The organism is Agromyces sp. G08B096, from assembly GCF_040267705.1.
In the GTDB taxonomy this organism is placed as follows: Bacteria; Actinomycetota; Actinomycetes; order Actinomycetales; family Microbacteriaceae; genus Agromyces.
On record NZ_CP158374.1, the window covers coordinates 1,401,405 to 1,418,600 of the forward strand.

At 72.6% G+C, this 17,196-nt stretch carries 15 protein-coding genes; 13 read left to right on the forward strand and 2 right to left on the reverse strand.

What is annotated here, in order from left to right; all coding sequences use genetic code 11:
* The first annotated feature begins 20 nt into the window (after nt 1-20).
* The 10 genes from ABIQ69_RS06830 to ABIQ69_RS06875 all read left to right on the forward strand — a co-directional run bounded on the left by ABIQ69_RS06830 (nt 21) and on the right by ABIQ69_RS06875 (nt 11,706).
* Nucleotides 21-989: a MoxR family ATPase gene (locus ABIQ69_RS06830; protein ID WP_350349617.1), complete on the forward strand. Its 969-nt coding sequence runs from the start codon at nt 21-23 to the stop codon at nt 987-989.
* Entirely contained in the window at nt 986-2,284 is a 1,299-nt protein-coding gene (locus ABIQ69_RS06835; RefSeq protein ID WP_350349618.1) for a DUF58 domain-containing protein, read from the forward strand. The genes ABIQ69_RS06830 and ABIQ69_RS06835 overlap by 4 nt, the downstream gene beginning before the upstream one ends.
* Nucleotides 2,281-4,599, forward strand: a complete 2,319-nt coding sequence (locus tag ABIQ69_RS06840) for a transglutaminase-like domain-containing protein (protein ID WP_350349619.1) — start codon at nt 2,281-2,283, stop codon at nt 4,597-4,599. Before ABIQ69_RS06835 ends, ABIQ69_RS06840 begins: the two co-directional genes overlap by 4 nt.
* Nucleotides 4,600-4,608: 9 nt before the next feature.
* Entirely contained in the window at nt 4,609-5,205 is a 597-nt protein-coding gene (locus ABIQ69_RS06845; protein ID WP_350349620.1) for an FHA domain-containing protein, read from the forward strand.
* A 123-nt stretch (nt 5,206-5,328) separates the two neighbouring features.
* Entirely contained in the window at nt 5,329-6,798 is a 1,470-nt protein-coding gene (leuC, locus tag ABIQ69_RS06850; RefSeq protein ID WP_350349621.1) for a 3-isopropylmalate dehydratase large subunit, read from the forward strand.
* A gap of 2 nt (nt 6,799-6,800) precedes the next feature.
* Nucleotides 6,801-7,400: a 3-isopropylmalate dehydratase small subunit gene (gene leuD / locus ABIQ69_RS06855; RefSeq protein WP_350349622.1), complete on the forward strand. Its 600-nt coding sequence runs from the start codon at nt 6,801-6,803 to the stop codon at nt 7,398-7,400.
* 69 nt (nt 7,401-7,469) lie between these two features.
* Nucleotides 7,470-8,789: a UDP-N-acetylglucosamine 1-carboxyvinyltransferase gene (gene murA, locus ABIQ69_RS06860; protein WP_350349977.1), complete on the forward strand. Its 1,320-nt coding sequence runs from the start codon at nt 7,470-7,472 to the stop codon at nt 8,787-8,789.
* Nucleotides 8,790-8,796: 7 nt separating this feature from the next.
* A complete protein-coding gene (locus ABIQ69_RS06865; protein ID WP_350349623.1) occupies nt 8,797-9,579 on the forward strand; it encodes a lysophospholipid acyltransferase family protein in 783 nt (260 codons plus the stop codon).
* Entirely contained in the window at nt 9,576-10,715 is a 1,140-nt protein-coding gene (locus ABIQ69_RS06870; protein WP_350349624.1) for an NAD(P)H-dependent glycerol-3-phosphate dehydrogenase, read from the forward strand. The genes ABIQ69_RS06865 and ABIQ69_RS06870 overlap by 4 nt, the downstream gene beginning before the upstream one ends.
* Complete coding sequence (locus ABIQ69_RS06875) at nt 10,615-11,706, forward strand: D-alanine--D-alanine ligase family protein (protein WP_350349625.1); 1,092 nt, start codon at nt 10,615-10,617, stop codon at nt 11,704-11,706. Before ABIQ69_RS06870 ends, ABIQ69_RS06875 begins: the two co-directional genes overlap by 101 nt.
* A gap of 21 nt (nt 11,707-11,727) precedes the next feature.
* On the opposite strand, the gene ABIQ69_RS06880 is transcribed toward ABIQ69_RS06875, so the two are convergent.
* Nucleotides 11,728-12,249: a DUF3515 family protein gene (locus ABIQ69_RS06880; RefSeq protein WP_350349626.1), complete on the reverse strand. Its 522-nt coding sequence runs from the start codon at nt 12,247-12,249 to the stop codon at nt 11,728-11,730.
* 24 nt (nt 12,250-12,273) lie between these two features.
* On the opposite strand from ABIQ69_RS06880, the gene thiL reads away from it, so the two are divergent.
* Complete coding sequence (gene thiL, locus ABIQ69_RS06885) at nt 12,274-13,284, forward strand: thiamine-phosphate kinase (protein ID WP_350349627.1); 1,011 nt, start codon at nt 12,274-12,276, stop codon at nt 13,282-13,284.
* On the opposite strand, the gene ABIQ69_RS06890 is transcribed toward thiL, so the two are convergent.
* Complete coding sequence (locus ABIQ69_RS06890; RefSeq protein WP_350349628.1) at nt 13,254-13,874, reverse strand: RsmD family RNA methyltransferase; 621 nt, start codon at nt 13,872-13,874, stop codon at nt 13,254-13,256. The genes thiL and ABIQ69_RS06890 overlap by 31 nt on opposite strands.
* Before the next feature lie 44 nt (nt 13,875-13,918).
* On the opposite strand from ABIQ69_RS06890, the gene ABIQ69_RS06895 reads away from it, so the two are divergent.
* Both ABIQ69_RS06895 and ABIQ69_RS06900 read left to right on the forward strand, forming a co-directional pair.
* Nucleotides 13,919-14,986, forward strand: coding sequence for a hypothetical protein (locus tag ABIQ69_RS06895; protein ID WP_350349629.1), 1,068 nt, complete (start codon nt 13,919-13,921; stop codon nt 14,984-14,986).
* Entirely contained in the window at nt 14,983-17,181 is a 2,199-nt protein-coding gene (locus ABIQ69_RS06900) for an ATP-dependent DNA helicase RecG (protein WP_350349630.1), read from the forward strand. The genes ABIQ69_RS06895 and ABIQ69_RS06900 overlap by 4 nt, the downstream gene beginning before the upstream one ends.
* Nucleotides 17,182-17,196: the final 15 nt, after the last annotated feature.

The following is a 17,196-nucleotide window of genomic DNA, read 5'->3' on the forward strand; positions in this document are numbered from 1 at the left end:
CAGAGACGTAAGGAACACCAATGCCAGTGACCCAAGAACAGGCCGCCTGGTTCCAGGACGCCTTCGGCCGGCTGGTCGACAACATCGACCAGGCGATCCTCGGCAAGCGCGAGGTCATCGCGCTCGTGCTGACCGCCATGCTCTCCGACGGTCACGTGCTACTCGAGGACTTCCCGGGCACCGGCAAGACGGTGCTCGCGAAGGCCCTGGCGAACACGATCGACGGCACGCACTCGCGCATCCAGTTCACCCCCGACCTGCTGCCCTCCGATGTCACGGGCGTCACGATCTACGACCAGGGCAAGGGCCGGTTCGAGTTCCATCGCGGTCCGATCTTCGCCTCGATCGTGCTCGCGGACGAGATCAACCGGGCGAGCCCGAAGACCCAGTCGGCGCTCCTCGAGGTGATGGAGGAGGGCCGGGTCACCGTCGACGGCGTCGGCTACGACGTCGAACCGCCGTTCATGGTCATCGCGACGCAGAACCCCGTCGAGCAGGCGGGCACCTACTCGCTCCCCGAGGCGCAGCTCGACCGGTTCCTCATCAAGACCTCGCTCGGCTACCCCGACCACGAGACCGCGGTGACGCTCCTCGTCGACTCGGCGAACCGCGCCCGCGCGTCGGCGGTGTCGCCCATCATCCAGTCGGCGTCGATCACGATGATGGCGAAGCTCGCCTCCGAGGTGTACGTCGACCAGGCGGTGCTGTCGTACCTCAACGAGCTCGTGACCGCGACCCGCGAGCACCCCGATTCGGCCCTCGGCGTCAGCATGCGCGGTGCGCTCGCGCTCGCCCGTGCGACCAAGACGTGGGCGATCTCGCAGGGCCGGACGTACGCGACGCCCGACGACGTGCGTGAGCTGGCGATCCCGGTGCTCGCGCACCGCATCATCGTCGACCCCGAGGCGGAGTTCTCGGGCGTGACGGCGAAGGACATCGTCGAGCGCGCGATCGCCGACGTCGCCCCGCCCGCCTACCGGGCGGCATGACGGCCGCAGACGGCGGCTCGCCCACGCGCGTCTCGCAGGCGCGGCTCGCCTTCCAGACCGTCGCTCGGTCGGTGCGTCGCACCGCGGGCTCGCTCGGCGAGCGCATCGGCACCGCGTCGGCCGCAGTCGCACACGCCGTCGCGCCGGTCACGAGCGTCGTCTCGACGACGGGATGGCTCGTGCTCGCGGCCGCGCTGGTGTCGGGCGTGCTCGCGATCACCCTCGGCTGGGTGGAGTTCGCCTTCCTCGGCGCGACCCTGCTCGGTGCGGTGATCGTCGCCGTCCCGTTCGTCTTCGGCCGTATGCGGTACGTCGTGGACGTCGAGCTCCAGCCACGACGCGTCGTCGCGGGGGAGCGGGCCCTCGGCCGCCTCGCCGTGGTGAACGACGGCACCACGCCGTCGGTCGCCTCGCGCATGGAGCTGCCGGTGGGCCAGGGACTCGCGGAGTTCCGCATTCCGACGCTCGCGCCCTCGGCCGAGCACGAGGAGCTCTTCGCCGTGCCGACCCAGCGTCGCGCGGTGATCGTCGCCGGACCGGCGATCTCGGTGCGCGGCGACGAGCTGGGGCTGCTTCGCCGCACGGTGCGCTGGAACGAGCCGGTCGAGCTGTTCGTGCACCCGCGGACGGCTCGGCTGAAGCCGTCGGCGGCGGGTCTGGTGCGCGACCTCGAGGGCGAGGTCACGAAGACCATCACCGATCACGACATCTCATTCCATGCCCTGCGCGCCTACGAGCCGGGCGATCCGCTCCGCAACGTCCATTGGCGCAGCTCCGCTCGCACGGGCCGCCTGATGGTGCGCCAGTACGAGGAGACCCGTCGTTCCGACCTCGTGTTGCTGCAGGCCACCGGTGCCGACCAGTACGCGAGCGATGACGAGTTCGAGCTCGGCGTATCGATCTTCGCGTCGCTCGGGGTGCAGGTCGTCCGTGACGGTACCCGCATCACCGCGCAGACGGAGACGCGACGCCTGCGCACGGCGACGCCGGTCAACCTGCTCGACGATGCGAGCCGCATCGAGACGGCGCCCGCCGGCACGGTGCTCCGGATCTTCGGCCGCGACGCCGCCCGGCGCTCCCCGTCGGCCAGCGTGGTGATCGTCGTGGTCGGCTCGCTCCTGCCGCTCGCGGAGGTGCGTGCGCTCGAGACGGCGCTGCCGTCCGACGTGTCGCTCATCGCGTTCCGCGCCCAGGCGGGCGCCGACGCGCGCATCGGCCGCGTCGGCTCCACGCCGGTCGCCACCGTCGGCGAGCTCGGGGAGCTGCCCGCCGTCGTCCGGAAGGTCAGGCCATGACGCGCATCCCCGCCACCGCCGTCGGCGACCTCGTCGTGCTCTCGGTGTTGAGCCTGCTCGCCGTGGCCGGCTACCAGACGAGCTTCGGCGACGCCGACTTCCTGCTCGCCGCGATCGGCGGCCTCATCGTCGGCACCGCGGCCGCCGTCGCCGGCACCGTGTTCAAGCTCGACCTGCTCACCACCGTGCTCGTCGCCCTCGCGGCGTACTTCCTCTTCGGCACGCCGTTCGCGATGCCCGACCAGGGGATCGCCGTCGTCCTGCCGACGCTCGGTTCGCTCGCGGGGCTCGCGCTCGGCGCGGTGTACGGCTGGGCCGACATCGTCACGATCGGCACGCCAGTCGAAGCCCCGTATTACGTCGCCGCCGTGCCGTACGTCGCCACCTGGCTGGTCTCCCTGGTCGGCGGTCTCCTGGTCCTGCGCTGGCTTCCCCGTCGGCGCACCGTCCTCCGTGCCGCGGTGCTGCTGATCGGACCCGTGCTGCTCTACCTTTCGGGCATCCTGCTCGGCACCGATGAGGCGTTCCTCGCCGCCGTCCGCGGCGTGGCCTTCGCCGCGATCGCCCTCGTCTGGCTGGCCTGGCGCCGCGGGGCGACCATCGACGCCGAACCCGACGCCGAGCGCCGGCTGGTGCGGCGCCGGCTCGGCGGCTCGGCGATCGTCCTCGCCGGCGCCGTGGCGATCGGCGTGGTCGCGGGGATCGCGGCCTCGCCCGCGGCATCCGATCGGTTCGTGCTGCGCGAGGAGATCGTGCCGCCCTTCGACGCGCGCGAGTTCTCGAGCCCGCTCGCGGGATTCCGCTCCTACACGAAGGACCTCGCCGAGGAGCCGCTGTTCACCGTCTCCGGCCTCGAGCCGGGCGATGTGATCCGGCTCGCCGCCATGGACGCGTACACGGGCCGGCTCTGGAACGTCGCCGGGCCCGATGCTGCGTTCGCCGACGGCGGGTACGCCATCGTCGGCGAGACCCTGCCGGAGCCCTCGCTCGCCGACCTCGGCAGCGCCAGGCACGTGGGCGTGGCGGTCGAGGGAGCCTATGACGACGTGTGGCTGCCGACCGTCGGGTACGGTACGAGCCTGCGTCTCTCCGACGAGGGCAGCGCCGGCCGGTCGGGCGACCTCCGCTACAACGCCGACGCCGGCACTGCGGTGCTCACGAGCGGAGTGCACGAGGGCGTGCGGTACGAGCTCGACGCCCGCATGCAGCGCGAGCCCGACACCGAGGACCTGGTCAACGTGCCGGTCGCGACGCTCGAGCTGCCGGCCGTCGAGGACCTGCCCGACGTCGTCGCCGCCAAGGCCGAGGAGTATGCGGGCGACGCGCCGAGCGCGATCGAGCAGATCCGCGCGATCGAGACGGCGCTGAAGACGAACGGATTCCTGAGCCACGGCCTCGCCTCCGACGCCGTCGCCTCGCGCGCCGGGCACGGCGCCGACCGGCTGATCGAGCTGTTCACCAGGTCGGAGATGGTCGGCGACGAGGAGCAGTACGCCGCCGCCATGGCGCTGATGGTGCGCCACCTCGGCTACCCCGCCCGGGTCGTGATGGGCTACGCGCCCGAGGTCTCGGAGAACGACGACGAGGTGCAGGTCGTCGGGTCCGATGTCACCGCGTGGGTCGAGGTGCCGTTCGAGGGTGCGGGCTGGATCTCGTTCCGGCCGACGCCCGACCAGATCGACGTGCCGCAGGAACAGACGCCGAAGCCGAAGAGCGAGCCGCAGCCGCAGGTGCGGCAGCCGCCGCGCGCGGAGGAGACCGAGGACGAGCTGCTCACGACCGTCGAGATCGATGACACCGACGACGACGACCGCGACCGCCCGTTCCAGGTTCCGGCGTGGGTGTGGGTCGTGGCGGCCTCTGTCGGCATCCCGCTCGCGCTCGTGTTCGGTCCGATGCTGGCGGTCGCGTTGCTGAAGCGTCGGCGCAGGCGGAAGCGCCTGGAGGACCGGCCGGATCGGAGCGCCGCGGGCGCGTGGGACGAGCTCGTCGACCGGTACGTGGAGCTCGGGCTGGAGCCCCCGGCCCGGGCGACACGTCTGCAGACCGCCGCGGTGCTCGAGCGCCAGGCGACCGAGCAGGGGCTCGCGGCCGACGCGCCGTCGCTCGCGCGGCTCGCGTACGACGTGGATCGCGACGTCTTCCGCGGCGGCGAGGTGGGCGCCGACGAGGTCGAGCGGCGGTGGACCGAGGCGGATGCCGCGGTCGCGGCCGTGACCGCCGCGGCCGGCGCCGTGCGACGGTTCGTCAGCCGGTACCGGCTGGCCCGTCACCGTCGAGCCGCCGGCAGGGACAGCAGGCGGCGCCTTCGCTAGCATGGCCGGGTGGACGCCTCCGATTTCATCATCCCCCCGCCGGGGCTGATCCCGGACGCGCCGGCGGCTCCGCCGCCGACGACCGAGCGTGCCGCGCCGCGTCGGGTCGAGCGGTCGCTGCCGTCGTTCACGCCGGTGGCACCGCCCGCAGCGGCGCCGCCCACGGCCCCGACCCCGGCGGCGGACGAAGACGCCCAGGCGCCTACGGCGGGGCATCCACCGGCTCCCCACCTGACGCAGACGCCCGCCGAAAGCGGCGCGCGGCTCGCCTGGCGCCTCACCGCACCGGGCCTCGACCTCGTCGTCGACCGGCGCGTCGTGCTCGGCCGGGCACCCGCGATCGAACGCGCCGGGCAGGTCGGACGGACGATCGCGATCGACGACCCCGCACGCACCGTCTCGAAGACGCACGCGGTGATCGAGCCTTCCGGCGGCGGCCTCGAGGTCACCGACCTGCACTCGACGAACGGCGTCCGCATCGAGTGGCCCGACGGCTCCTGGCTCGACGTCGAGAACGGGGCGACGGCGCGCATCGACGGTCCGGCCGACCTCCTGCTGGGCGAGTACCGCATCGCCGTGGCCGGAACGACCGCCTCGACGGTGTAACCTGGTGGCGTGCGCGCGCCGCGACTTCTCCTTCGGTGCCGCGGCGGGGCCTCGTCCTAGGCCTTCCCCGCCGCGGAGTCCGTCGACGGCTGAACCAGACCAGACCCCGAGGAAGACACCCGCATGAACGCCGCTGACCACCCGCGTCCCCGCACCCTGGCCGAGAAGGTCTGGGATGCCCATCTCGTCAAGCAGGGCGAGGACGGCACGCCCGACCTCATCTACATCGACCTGCACCTCGTGCACGAGGTCACGAGCCCGCAGGCGTTCGACGGCCTGCGCATGGCGGGCCGCCCCGTCCGGCGTCCCGACCTCACCATCGCGACCGAAGACCACAACACCCCGACGCTCGACATCGACAAGCCGATCGCCGACCTGACGAGCCGCACGCAGATCGAGACGCTGCGCCGCAACGCCGCCGAGTTCGGCATCCGGCTGCATTCGCTGGGCGACGCCGAGCAGGGCATCGTGCACGTCGTCGGCCCGCAGCTCGGGCTCACGATGCCGGGCATCACCGTCGTCTGCGGAGACTCCCACACCTCGACCCATGGCGCGTTCGGCGCGATGGCGTTCGGCATCGGCACGAGCGAGGTCGAGCACGTGCTCGCCACGCAGACGCTGCCGCTGAAGCCGTTCAAGACCATGGCGATCAACGTCGAGGGCACGCTCCGCCCCGGCGTCACGGCGAAGGACATCATCCTCGCCGTCATCGCGAAGATTGGCACCGGCGGCGGTCAGGGCTACGTGCTCGAGTACCGCGGCAGCGCCATCCGCGCGCTCTCGATGGAGGGCCGCATGACGATCTGCAACATGTCGATCGAGGCGGGTGCGCGCGCCGGCATGGTGGCCCCGGATGCCACGACCTACGCCTACCTGAAGGGTCGCCCGCACGCCCCGTCGGGCACCGACTGGGACGACGCGGTCGCCTACTGGGACACGCTCGCCACCGACGAGGGCGCGACCTTCGACGCCGAGGTCTTCATCGACGCCGACGAGCTCGAGCCGTTCGTGACGTGGGGCACCAACCCCGGCCAGGGCGTCTCGCTCTCCGACACCGTGCCCGACCCGGCGACGATCGACGACCAGCACGAGCGCGCCGCCGCCGAGCGCGCGCTCGAGTACATGGACCTGCGCCCGGGCACCCCGCTCAAGCAGATCCCGGTCGATGCGGTGTTCATGGGCTCCTGCACCAACAGCCGCATCGAAGACCTCCGCGCGTTCGCCTCGATCGTGAAAGGCCGGAAGAAGGCCGACGGTGTGCGGGTGATGGTGGTGCCCGGGTCGGCCCGGGTGCGCCTGGAGGCCGAGGCCGAGGGCCTCGACAAGGTGTTCGAGGAGTTCGGGGCGGAGTGGCGCTTCGCGGGCTGCTCGATGTGCCTCGGCATGAACCCCGACCAGCTCGCGCCAGGGGAGCGCTGCGCCTCGACGTCCAACCGCAACTTCGAAGGCCGCCAGGGCAAGGGCGGGCGAACGCACCTCGTGTCCCCGCTCGTCGCCGCGGCCACCGCGATCCGCGGCACCCTCTCGAGTCCGTGGGACCTCGAGCAGGAGCCGACCGCCGAACCAGTCGGCGCCGCGACGGAGGGGAACTGACCATGGAGAAGATCACGACCGTCACCGGCGTCGCTGCACCGCTGCGCCGCTCCAACGTCGACACCGACCAGATCATCCCCGCCGTCTTCCTGAAGCGCGTGACGAAGACGGGCTTCGACGACGCCCTCTTCCACGGCTGGCGGCAAGACCCCGAGTTCGTGCTCAACGACCCGGCGTACGCGGGCGCCCAGGTGCTCATCGCCGGGCCCGACTTCGGCACCGGGTCGAGCCGCGAGCACGCCGTGTGGGCGCTGCGCGACTACGGGTTCAAGGTCGTCGTGTCGTCGCGGTTCGGCGACATCTTCCGCGGCAACGCGGGCAAGCAGGGACTCGTCGCGGCGCAGGTCGCCTACGAGGACGTGGAGCGGCTCTGGGAGGTCGTCGAGGCCGAGCCGGGAATAGCGGTGACGGTGGATCTGGTTGAGCGTACGGTGAGCGCTGGGTCGCTCACGGTGGCTTTCGAGATCGACGACTACACTCGGTGGCGGCTGCTCGAAGGGCTGGACGACATCGGTCTGACCCTCCGGGATGAAGACGCCATCGCCGAATTCGAGACCCATCGTGAGGCCTGGCGGCCGAAGACGCTCCCGGTTCGCCGGTAGCAGCAAGAAACCAGGGAGCCTGTGAACACACTCGTGGATGACGCCAAGCAGCACGGATCCGCGGTCGGCATGACGGCCGACCGGATCACGATCAACGGCGGCAAGCCGCTCCGGGGTCGGATCGAGCTGAAGGGCGCGAAGAACCTCGTCACGAAGGCGATGGTCGCGGCGATCCTCGGCGATACGCCGAGCGTGCTGAAGGATGTCCCGAACATCAGCGATGTGCGCATCGTGCGGGGCCTGCTCGAGGTGCACGGGGTGACCGTGACCGAGGGCGGCGACGACGAGCTCATCCTCGACCCGTCCGCGGTGGAGTCGGCGCACATGGCCGACATCGACGCGCACGCCGGCTCGAGCCGCATCCCGATCCTGTTCTGCGGTCCGCTGCTGCACCGCCTCGGCGAGGCGTTCATCCCCGACCTCGGCGGCTGCCGCATCGGCGACCGTCCGATCGACTACCACCTCGAGGTGCTGCGCAACTTCGGCGCGATCGTCGAGAAGCTGCCGAGCGGCATCCGGATGTCGGCGCCGAACGGCCTGCACGGCGCGAAGGTGTCGCTGCCGTACCCGAGCGTCGGCGCGACCGAGCAGGTGCTGCTCACCGCCGTCCTCGCCGACGGCATCACCGAGCTCTCGGGCGCGGCGATCGAGCCCGAGATCATGGATCTCATCAACATCCTGCAGAAGATGGGCGCGATCATCACGGTCGACACCGACCGCGTCATCCGCATCGAGGGCGTGCAGAAGCTCGACGGCTACACGCACCGTGCCCTGTTCGACCGGAACGAGGCCGCCAGCTGGGCGGCCGCCGCGCTCGCGACCGAGGGCGACATCTTCGTCGGCGGCGCCCGTCAGGCCGAGATGCTGACCTTCCTCAACGTGTACCGGAAGGTCGGCGGCGCGTTCGAGATCCACGAGGACGGCATTCGCTTCTTCCACCCGGGCGGCCAGCTGAAGCCGGTCATCATCGAGACCGACGTGCACCCGGGCTTCATGACCGACTGGCAGCAGCCGCTGGTGATCGCGCTGACGAAGGCCAAGGGCGTGTCGATCGTGCACGAGACGGTCTACGAGCAGCGGTTCGGCTTCGTCGACGCGCTCGTCGAGATGGGTGCGTCGATCGAGGTGCACAAGGAGTGCCTGGGCGGCCGCCCGTGCCGCTTCGGCCAGCGCAACTTCCAGCACTCGGCCGTGATCTCCGGTCCGACGCAGCTGCGCGGCGCCGACATCGAGGTGCCCGACCTCCGCGGCGGCTTCAGCCACCTCATCGCGGCGCTCACCGCGGAGGGCCGTTCGACCGTGTCGAACGTCGGCATCATCGCGCGCGGCTACGAGAACTTCATCACGAAGCTCCAGCTCCTCGGGGCGGACTTCGAGCTCGAAGGATAATGGGGGAGTGCAACACGACGACTCGACCCCGACACCGCCGCTGAAGGTTCGTTCGGAGAAGAGCCGCCCCTCCATCTTCTGGGTGCTCGCGGGCATCATCCTCCCGCTGTTCGGCCTCATGGCGCGGTTCCGATTCCACGGCCGGCCGCTCCCGGCGACGGGCGCGTTCGTGCTCGCGCCGAACCACTACAGCGAGGTCGACCCGCTCGTCATGGGCGTCGCCTCGTGGAAGCTCGGCCGACTGCCGCGCTTCCTCGCGAAGGCCTCGCTGTTCAAGGTGCCGGTGGTCGGTTGGTTCCTCCGCAAGTCGGGGCAGATCCCCGTGGAACGCGCGGGCAGCCGCAGCCACCATGCCCTCCGGGCCGCCGAGGAGCTCGTCGAGAAGGGGCGCATGGTCGTCGTGTACCCCGAGGGGTCGCTCACCCGCGACCCCGATCTCTGGCCCATGCGCGGCAAGACGGGGGCGGTGCGCATCGCGCTCGAGCGCGACATCCCGCTCATCCCCGCCGCGCACTGGGGCACGCAGGCGCTGATGCCGCGCTACGGCAAGAAGCTGCACCCGTTCCCGCGGAAGACGATCGACGTCATCGTGGGCGACCCGGTCGACCTGTCCGCGTACCGCGGCAAGCCGCTCGACCCCTCGGTGCTCACCGCCGCCACGAACGACGTGATGAACGCCATCGCCGCCCTCGTCGGCGAGCTCCGCGGCGAGACGCCGCCCGCGACGCGCTGGGATCCGTCGGCACACGGGCAGGCGGAGACCGGCCGTCTCGAAGGCGACGCGCGGTGAGGGTTCGCAATCAGCCGCGGCGCGGCGCCGGCAAACGGGTCGCGGTGCTCGGCGCGGGCAGCTGGGGCACGACGTTCGCGAAGATCCTCGCCGACGGCGGGGCCGACGTGGTCGTCTGGGCGCGGCGGCCCGAGCTCGCCCGCGAGATCCAGGAAGCCAAGCGCAACAGCGATTACCTGCCGGGCGTGAACCTGCCGATCTCGCTCCGCGCCACGAGTCGCCTCGATCTGGCGCTCGCGGGCGCCGAACAGGTCTACGTCTCGGTGCCGAGCCAGTCGCTCCGCGAGAACCTCAGGGCGATCGCCCCGCACCTGCACGCCGAGGCGGCCGTCGTCTCCCTCATGAAGGGCGTCGAGAAGGCGTCGGGCCTTCGCATGAGCGAGGTCATCGCCGACGTGCTGCCCATCGACCAGTCGCAGATCGCGGTCATCTCGGGTCCGAACCTCGCGCTCGAGATCGCGAAGGAGCAGCCGACGGCCGCCGTGGTCTCCTCGTCCAGCCTCGAGACGGCGCAGGCCGTCGCCTCCGTCGCGCGCAACCGCTACTTCCACTCGTTCGTGAACACCGACGTCATCGGCACCGAGTTCGGCGGCGTGCTGAAGAACCTCATCGCCGTGGCCATCGGCATCGTCGACGGTGCGGGATACGGCGAGAACACGAAGGCCTCGATCATCACCCGGGGGCTCGTCGAGATGACCGACTTCGCCGTCGCCCACGGCGCGCATCCCGAGACGCTCTCGGGCCTCGCCGGCCTCGGCGACCTCATCGCCACGAGCCAGTCGCCGTTGTCGCGCAACAACACCGCGGGGCGGCTGCTCGGCCAGGGCTACCGTCTCGTCGACGTCACCAAGCAGATGCAGCAGACCACGGAAGGCCTGGCCTCGGTCGGCCCCGTGCTCGAGCTCGCCCGCGCGAAGGGCGTCCAGATGCCGATCGTCGAGCAGGTGCGGCAGGTCCTCGCCGGCACCCTCGACCCGCGGGACATCGCCCCGCACCTCACGACCGACGACGAGCCCCAGGGCGAAAGGACGAAGCATGGACAAGCTCAGGGTGGCTCTGCTGTTCGGCGGGCGTTCCAGCGAACACTCGATCAGCTGCGCAACGGCGGGCGGAGTGCTGGGCGCGATCGACCGTGACCGTTTCGAGGTGATCCCCGTCGGGATCACCCGCGACGGCGCCTTCGTGCTCGAACAGGACGATCCCGAGCGGTTCGGGCTCGACCCCGAGCGTCTGCCGGAGGTCGTCGACAACGGCACGCGCGTGCGCTGGCCCGAGTCGGCCGCGTCGCGCGAGCTGACGGTGACGGATGCCTCGGGCGAGCGTTCGCTCGGCGAGATCGACGTCGTCTTCCCGATCCTGCACGGCCGGTTCGGCGAGGACGGCACGATCCAGGGGCTCCTCGAGCTCGTGGGGCTGCCGTATGTCGGCAACGGCGTGCTCGCGTCGGCGATCGGCATGGACAAGCACGTCACGAAGACGGTCCTCGAGGGCGCCGGGCTCGCCGTAGCGCCCTGGGTGACGCTGACCCGCGCCGCGCTGGACGCCGACCGTGAGCTGTGGGAGCGCCGGGTGAAGGCGCTCGGACTGCCGGTCTTCGTGAAGCCCGCCCGCGCGGGATCGTCGGTCGGGGTCAGCCGGGTCGCCGACTGGGCGGAGCTCGACGCCGCGCTGGACGTCGCATTCGCCGAGGATCGCACGGTGCTCGTCGAGGGCGCCATGTCGGGCCGCGAGATCGAGTGCGGCGTGCTCGAAGGCCGCGACGGGCAGCCGCCGCGCGTGAGCGTCGCCGGCGAGGTGGTGGTCACCGGCCGCGACTTCTACGACTTCGAGGCGAAGTACCTCGACGCGCCGGGTGTCGAGCTGATCTGCCCGGCAGACCTGGGCGACGGCGAATCGTTCGAGCTCGCGCGGGTCGCCGCGCGGGCGTTCGAGGCGATCGGCGGCGAGGGGCTGGCGCGCGTGGACGTCTTCCTCACCGACGAGGGCTTCGTCGTCAACGAGGTGAACACCATGCCGGGCTTCACCCCGATCTCGATGTTCCCGACGTGCTGGCTGAACTCCGGGCTGAGCTACCCCGAGCTCATCACCGAGCTCATCGAGGTGGGCGTCGCGCGCGGAAGCCGCTGAGCGGCCGGTACCGCCTCGGCGTCAGCCCGCGGCGGGGGTCTCCGTCGGCGCCACGTCGTCGACGGCCGTGCAGCCGCCCTCGGCCGGGATCACCGAGACCGCGCGAGCGAGGTCGGTGAGGGCCGTGGTGCCGGAGACCGCGTCGTTGTCGACGATCACCTCGACGGCGGGCGTCCTGCCGTACGTCGTGAACCGGTAGGTCGGAGCGTCGGACTCGTCGATCACCCAGTCGACGCCGTCGACGGCGACGCAGCGGTAGTCGGTGGGCCCGGGCGGTTCGACGCCGCAGCGGAGCAGGACCGCGGCCGGCGACCCCCAGGCGCCCGTGCCCTGCGAGTTGGTCTCGCGCTGGGTCTGCTCGGCCACCGTGTCGGGCAGGCGCACGACCACGTCGGCGCAGGCGACCTCGGTCGCGTCGGGCGCGCGTTCCAGCGAGACAGCCTGGGTGCAGCCCGTGAGCAGGGCCGCGCCGGCGACGGCGGTGAGCAGGGCGGCGGCGGTGCGTAGGCCGCGGAGCGGCGCGGGCACGGGTCGGTGAGGCATCCGGTTCAGGCTACCGTGAGAGGCATGGAGCAGGCTGAGCGGGCGGCATCCGCGAGCGTGGGGCCGTCGGTCGGCGAACTGGGCGAGGCGGCGGTCCTCGCGCGGATCCTGCCGCGCCTCGGATCCGGCGATGCGGCCCTGCTCGGTCCCGGCGACGACGCCGCGGTGCTCGCCGCCGCCGACGGCCGGTATGTCGTCACCACCGACCTCATGGTGCACGGTCCCGACTTCCGGCTCGCGTGGTCGACGCCGCACGACCTCGGCTGGAAGGCCGCCGCCACGAACCTCACCGACGTGGCCGCGATGGGGGCGAGGCCGACGGCGCTCGTCGTGGCCATCGCCGCTCCGCCGGCGACGCCGGTCGCTGTGCTCGAGGGCATCGCCGACGGGCTGCGTGACGCGCTCGCGACCCTCGCCCCGGGCGCCGGCGTCGTCGGCGGCGACCTGTCGGCCTCATCGGTGCTGACCATCGCGGTCACCGCATTCGGCGACCTCGAGGGGCGTCGGCCGGTGCTCCGCTCGGGGGCGCGGCCGGGCGACGTGCTCGCGCACGCCGGCGCGAGGGGGGATGCCGCGAGAGGACTGGCGCTGCTCTTCGCCGAGGCGGTCGACGCGGAGGGAGAGCCGGATGCCGCGGCGGCCGAGCGGCTCCGCGCGGCGCACCCGGCGCTGGTGCACGCGCAGCTGGCTCCGAGGCCTCCGGTCGGCGCCGGCGTCGCCGCGGCGCTCGCGGGGGCGACGGCGATGCTCGACGTCTCCGACGGACTCGCGCGGGACGCCCTCCGCATCGCGAAGGCGAGCGGCGTGGATCTCGACTTCGATTCGGCGTCGCTCGGACCCGACGTGCGCGTGGCCCTCGCCGGGGCCGAAGACCACGGTCTGCTCGCGACGTTCCCCGCCGGGTCCGCGTTGCCCGAGCCGTTCGAGGCCATCGGGCGGGTGCTCGAGGGCGACGGAGGCATCCGCGTCGACGGCGCACCAGCGGACGCGCTCGGGTGGGATCCCTACTCCGGCTGGGACGGCGGAGCCGGCTGATCGGCCGACGCCCACCAGAGCGTCGTCTCGCCGTAGTCGCGCCGACGTTCGGGCGCGATGCCGACGGGCCACGACGGCTCGGGCGAGCGTGAGCTGCGCTCGACCACGACGACCGCGTCCTCGGCGAGCAGCGGCGCCAGCGCCGCCAGCTCCCGCCCCAGCTCGGCCTCGCCGAGCTCGTACGGCGGGTCGATGAAGACGAGGTCGACCGAGTCGGACGCGTGCTCGAGGTAGGTCGAGACCGACTGCGCGGCCACCCGGATGCGCGGCACCGCCGGCGCGGACCCGCCCGATCGCGGCCGGCCGGCGCGAGCGGTGCGGAGGAGCGCATCGGCGTTCCGCCGGCACACGTCGGCGGCCGGCTTCGCCCGCTCGACGAGCACGACCTCGGCGGCGCCGCGGCTCGCGGCCTCGAGCCCGAGCGCACCCGACCCGGCGTACAGGTCGAGCACGCGCGCGCCGTCGACGGCGTCGCGCGATTCGAGCGCGGAGAAGATCGCCTCGCGCACCCGGTCGCTCGTCGGGCGGGTGCCGGAGCGCGGCACCTGCAGCGAGAGGGAGCCGGCGAATCCGGCGATGATGCGGGTCATGCTCCGGGCAGCATATCCCGCGCGGAGGCTGCCATGATGGAAGGGTGGATGCCTCGACCAGCGCACTGCCCGCCGATCCGTCCCGACACCTGCAGGGGGAGGAGCAGCACGTCATCGACCGCCTGTGGGACTTCTCCGATCCCGCGAAGAGCGAGGAGCGGTTCCGCGAGGCGGCCGACGACGACTCGTACTCGGTGCACGTCCGCCAGTCGATGGCGACCCAGCTCGCCCGGGCGATCGGCATCCAGGGCCGCTTCGACGAGGGCCTCGCCGTGCTCGACGCCGTGGCCGCGGAGCTCAGCGCGAGCGAGCCCGCTGCCGACCAGGCTGCCGTCGAACCTGCGGTGAACGAGTCCGGTGCCGATGAGGCGGCTGCTGAGCCCGAGGCGGCCGAGTCCGGCGCGGACGAGGCATCCGGCGAACCCGAAGACGCGGCCGGCCGGCCCGAAGGTGCGACCGACCAGCCCGAAGACGCAGCGGGCCGGGCCGACGAGGCATCCGAACCGGCGCCGAGCGACGCGGCGGCCGCCGGGGCATCCGATCAGCCCGATGAGGCGGCCAGGCAGGCCGCCGCCGCCGAAGCCGCGGAGGTGCGGGCCCGGGTCGCACTCGAGCGCGGCCGCCTCCTCACCTCCGCCGGCCGGCCGGCCGAGGCCGTGCCGGTGCTCACCCGCGCCGCGCGCGACGCCGCGCACGCGGGCAGCGCCTTCCTGGTGCTCGACGCGCTGCACATGCTCGCCCTGACCGACGCCGGACACGAGCGCGAATGGGCCGAGCAGGGCTTCGAACTCCTCGCGGCCGACCGCGACCCGCGCGTGCTCCGCTGGGGGGTCGCGCTGCACAACAACCTCGGCTGGACCCTGCACGACGGCGGCGACGCCGAAGCCGGCCTCGCCGAGTTCCAGCTCGCCGTCGAGTTCGCCGACCGGTACGGCACGACCGACCAACAGCACGTCACGCGCTGGTCGGTCGGACGCGCGCTTCGCACGCTCGGCCGCACCGACGAGGCGCTCGCCCTGCAGCGCGAGCTCGCGCGCGCCAAGCCCGACGACCCGTACGTCGCAGGGGAGATCGAGGCGCTGACGGCGGGCGACCCTACGATCGAGGAATGACGAGCGAGACGGCCACCGCGGGTGCCTACACGCTCGACTCGCGGCTGTCCGGCGCGCTCGGCGGGCGCACGGCGCAAGCCATCGAGCGCGCCTTCGGCTACACGACCGTCGGCGACCTGCTGGCGCACTACCCCAGGCGCTACGCCCTCCGCGGCGAGCTCACCGCGCTCGCGACGCTGCCCCTCGGCGAGAACGTCACGATCGTCGCCGAGGTGCTCGAGGTGCGGGTGCGCGAGATGCGACAGCGTCGCGGCTCGATCCTCGAGGCGAAGATCTCCGACGGCACCGGGGTGCTGACGCTCACCTTCTTCAACCAGAAGTGGCGCGAGAACGATCTGCGCCCGGGGCGCCGGGGCATCTTCGCCGGCAAGGTCGGCGATTATCGCGGCAACCGGCAGCTCGCGCACCCCGACTACGAGCTCTTCGACGACGAAGCCCCGCCCACCGACGCGGCCGCGAAGCGCTGGGCGGAGGCGCCGATCGCCATCTACCCGGCGACCTCGACCCTCGCGAGCTGGCAGATGGCGAAGTCGATCGAGCTGCTGCTCGACGGGCTCGGCCCGCTCGACGACCCGATCCCGGCCGCGATCCGGTCGGAGCGGTCGCTCCTCGGCTACCGCGACGCGCTCCGCCGAGTGCACCGGCCCGAGACCGAGGCCGACTGGAAGCAGGCCAGGCGAACGCTCCGGTTCATGGAGGCGTTCGTACTGCAGACCGCGCTGCTCGCACAGCGCGCCGAGCTGCGCACCCGGCCCGCGACGCCGCGCCGGCCCATCGCCGGGGGCGTGCTCGAGCGCTTCGACGCGGCGCTGCCGTTCCAGCTCACCGACGACCAGGTCGAGGTCGGCGGCGAGATCGCCGACGACCTCGCCGCACCGTGGCCGATGCACCGGCTGGTGCAGGGCGAAGTCGGCTCGGGCAAGACGCTCGTCGCGCTCCGCGCCATGCTCGCCGTCGCCGATTCGGGCGGGCAGGCGGCACTCCTCGCGCCGACCGAGGTCCTCGCCGCGCAGCACCTCCGGTCGATCGTGCGGATGCTCGGCCCCGACCTGGCGGCCGAGCTCGTGCCGACCCTCATCACGGGCCAGCTGCCCGCGGCCGAGCGCCGGAAGGCGCTGCTGCGGGCCGCCGCCGGTCAGGCGCGCATCGTCGTCGGCACGCACGCGCTGCTCGGCGACAAGGTGGCGTTCGCCGACCTCGGGCTCGTCGTCGTCGACGAGCAGCACCGGTTCGGCGTCGAGCAGCGCGAGGCGCTCCGGCTGAAGGGCGCCCAACCGCACGTGCTCGTGCTCACCGCGACGCCGATCCCGCGCACCGTCGCGATGACGGTGTTCGGCGACCTCGACGTGTCCACGATCCGCGAGCTCCCCGCCGGCCGCGCCGGCATCGAGAGCCACGTCGTGCCGCTCGCCGTCCGACCGGCGTGGCGCGCCCGCATCTGGGACCGGCTGGCCGAAGAGCTGGGGCTCGGCCGGCAGGGCTTCGTGGTGTGCCCCGCGATCGACCCGAAGGCCGTCGAGGACGACGGCGAGGTGCCGCAGGCGTCCGCCGAGGACGCCGCCACCGACGAGCCGGTCCGGCCCGCGGCATCCGTCGTCGAGGTGCTCGCCGAGCTGCGCGCGCATCCGCGCTTCGCCGACCGCGTCGTCGAGCCGCTGCACGGGCGCATGGCGGCCGACGAGAAGGACCGGATCATGCGCGCGTTCGCCGCCGGCGAGATCGACGTGCTCGTCGCCACGACAGTGATCGAGGTGGGCGTCGACGTGCCGAACGCGAGTGCGATGGTCGTCGTCGACGCCGACCGGTTCGGCGTCTCGCAGTTGCACCAGCTGCGCGGCCGCGTCGGCCGCGGCGGCGTGCCCGGCCTCTGCCTGCTCGTCACTCACGCCGAACCGGGGTCGGTGGCGCTGCAGCGCGTCGAAGCGGTCGCCGCGACCCTCGACGGCTTCGAGCTCGCCCGTGTCGACCTCGAGCTCCGGCAGGAGGGCGACGTCCTCGGCTCCACGCAGTCGGGCGGCCGCTCCTCGCTGAAGCTGCTGAAGGTCGCCCGCGACGGCGAGGTCATCACCGACGCCCGCGGCCTCGCCGCCGGCGTCGTCGACGACGACCCGACGCTCGCGGCCCATCCCGCCCTCGCCGATGCGGTCCGGCGGCGCCTCGACGACGAGGCCAGCGGATTCCTGAGCAAGGGCTGAGACTCCAGCGCACCC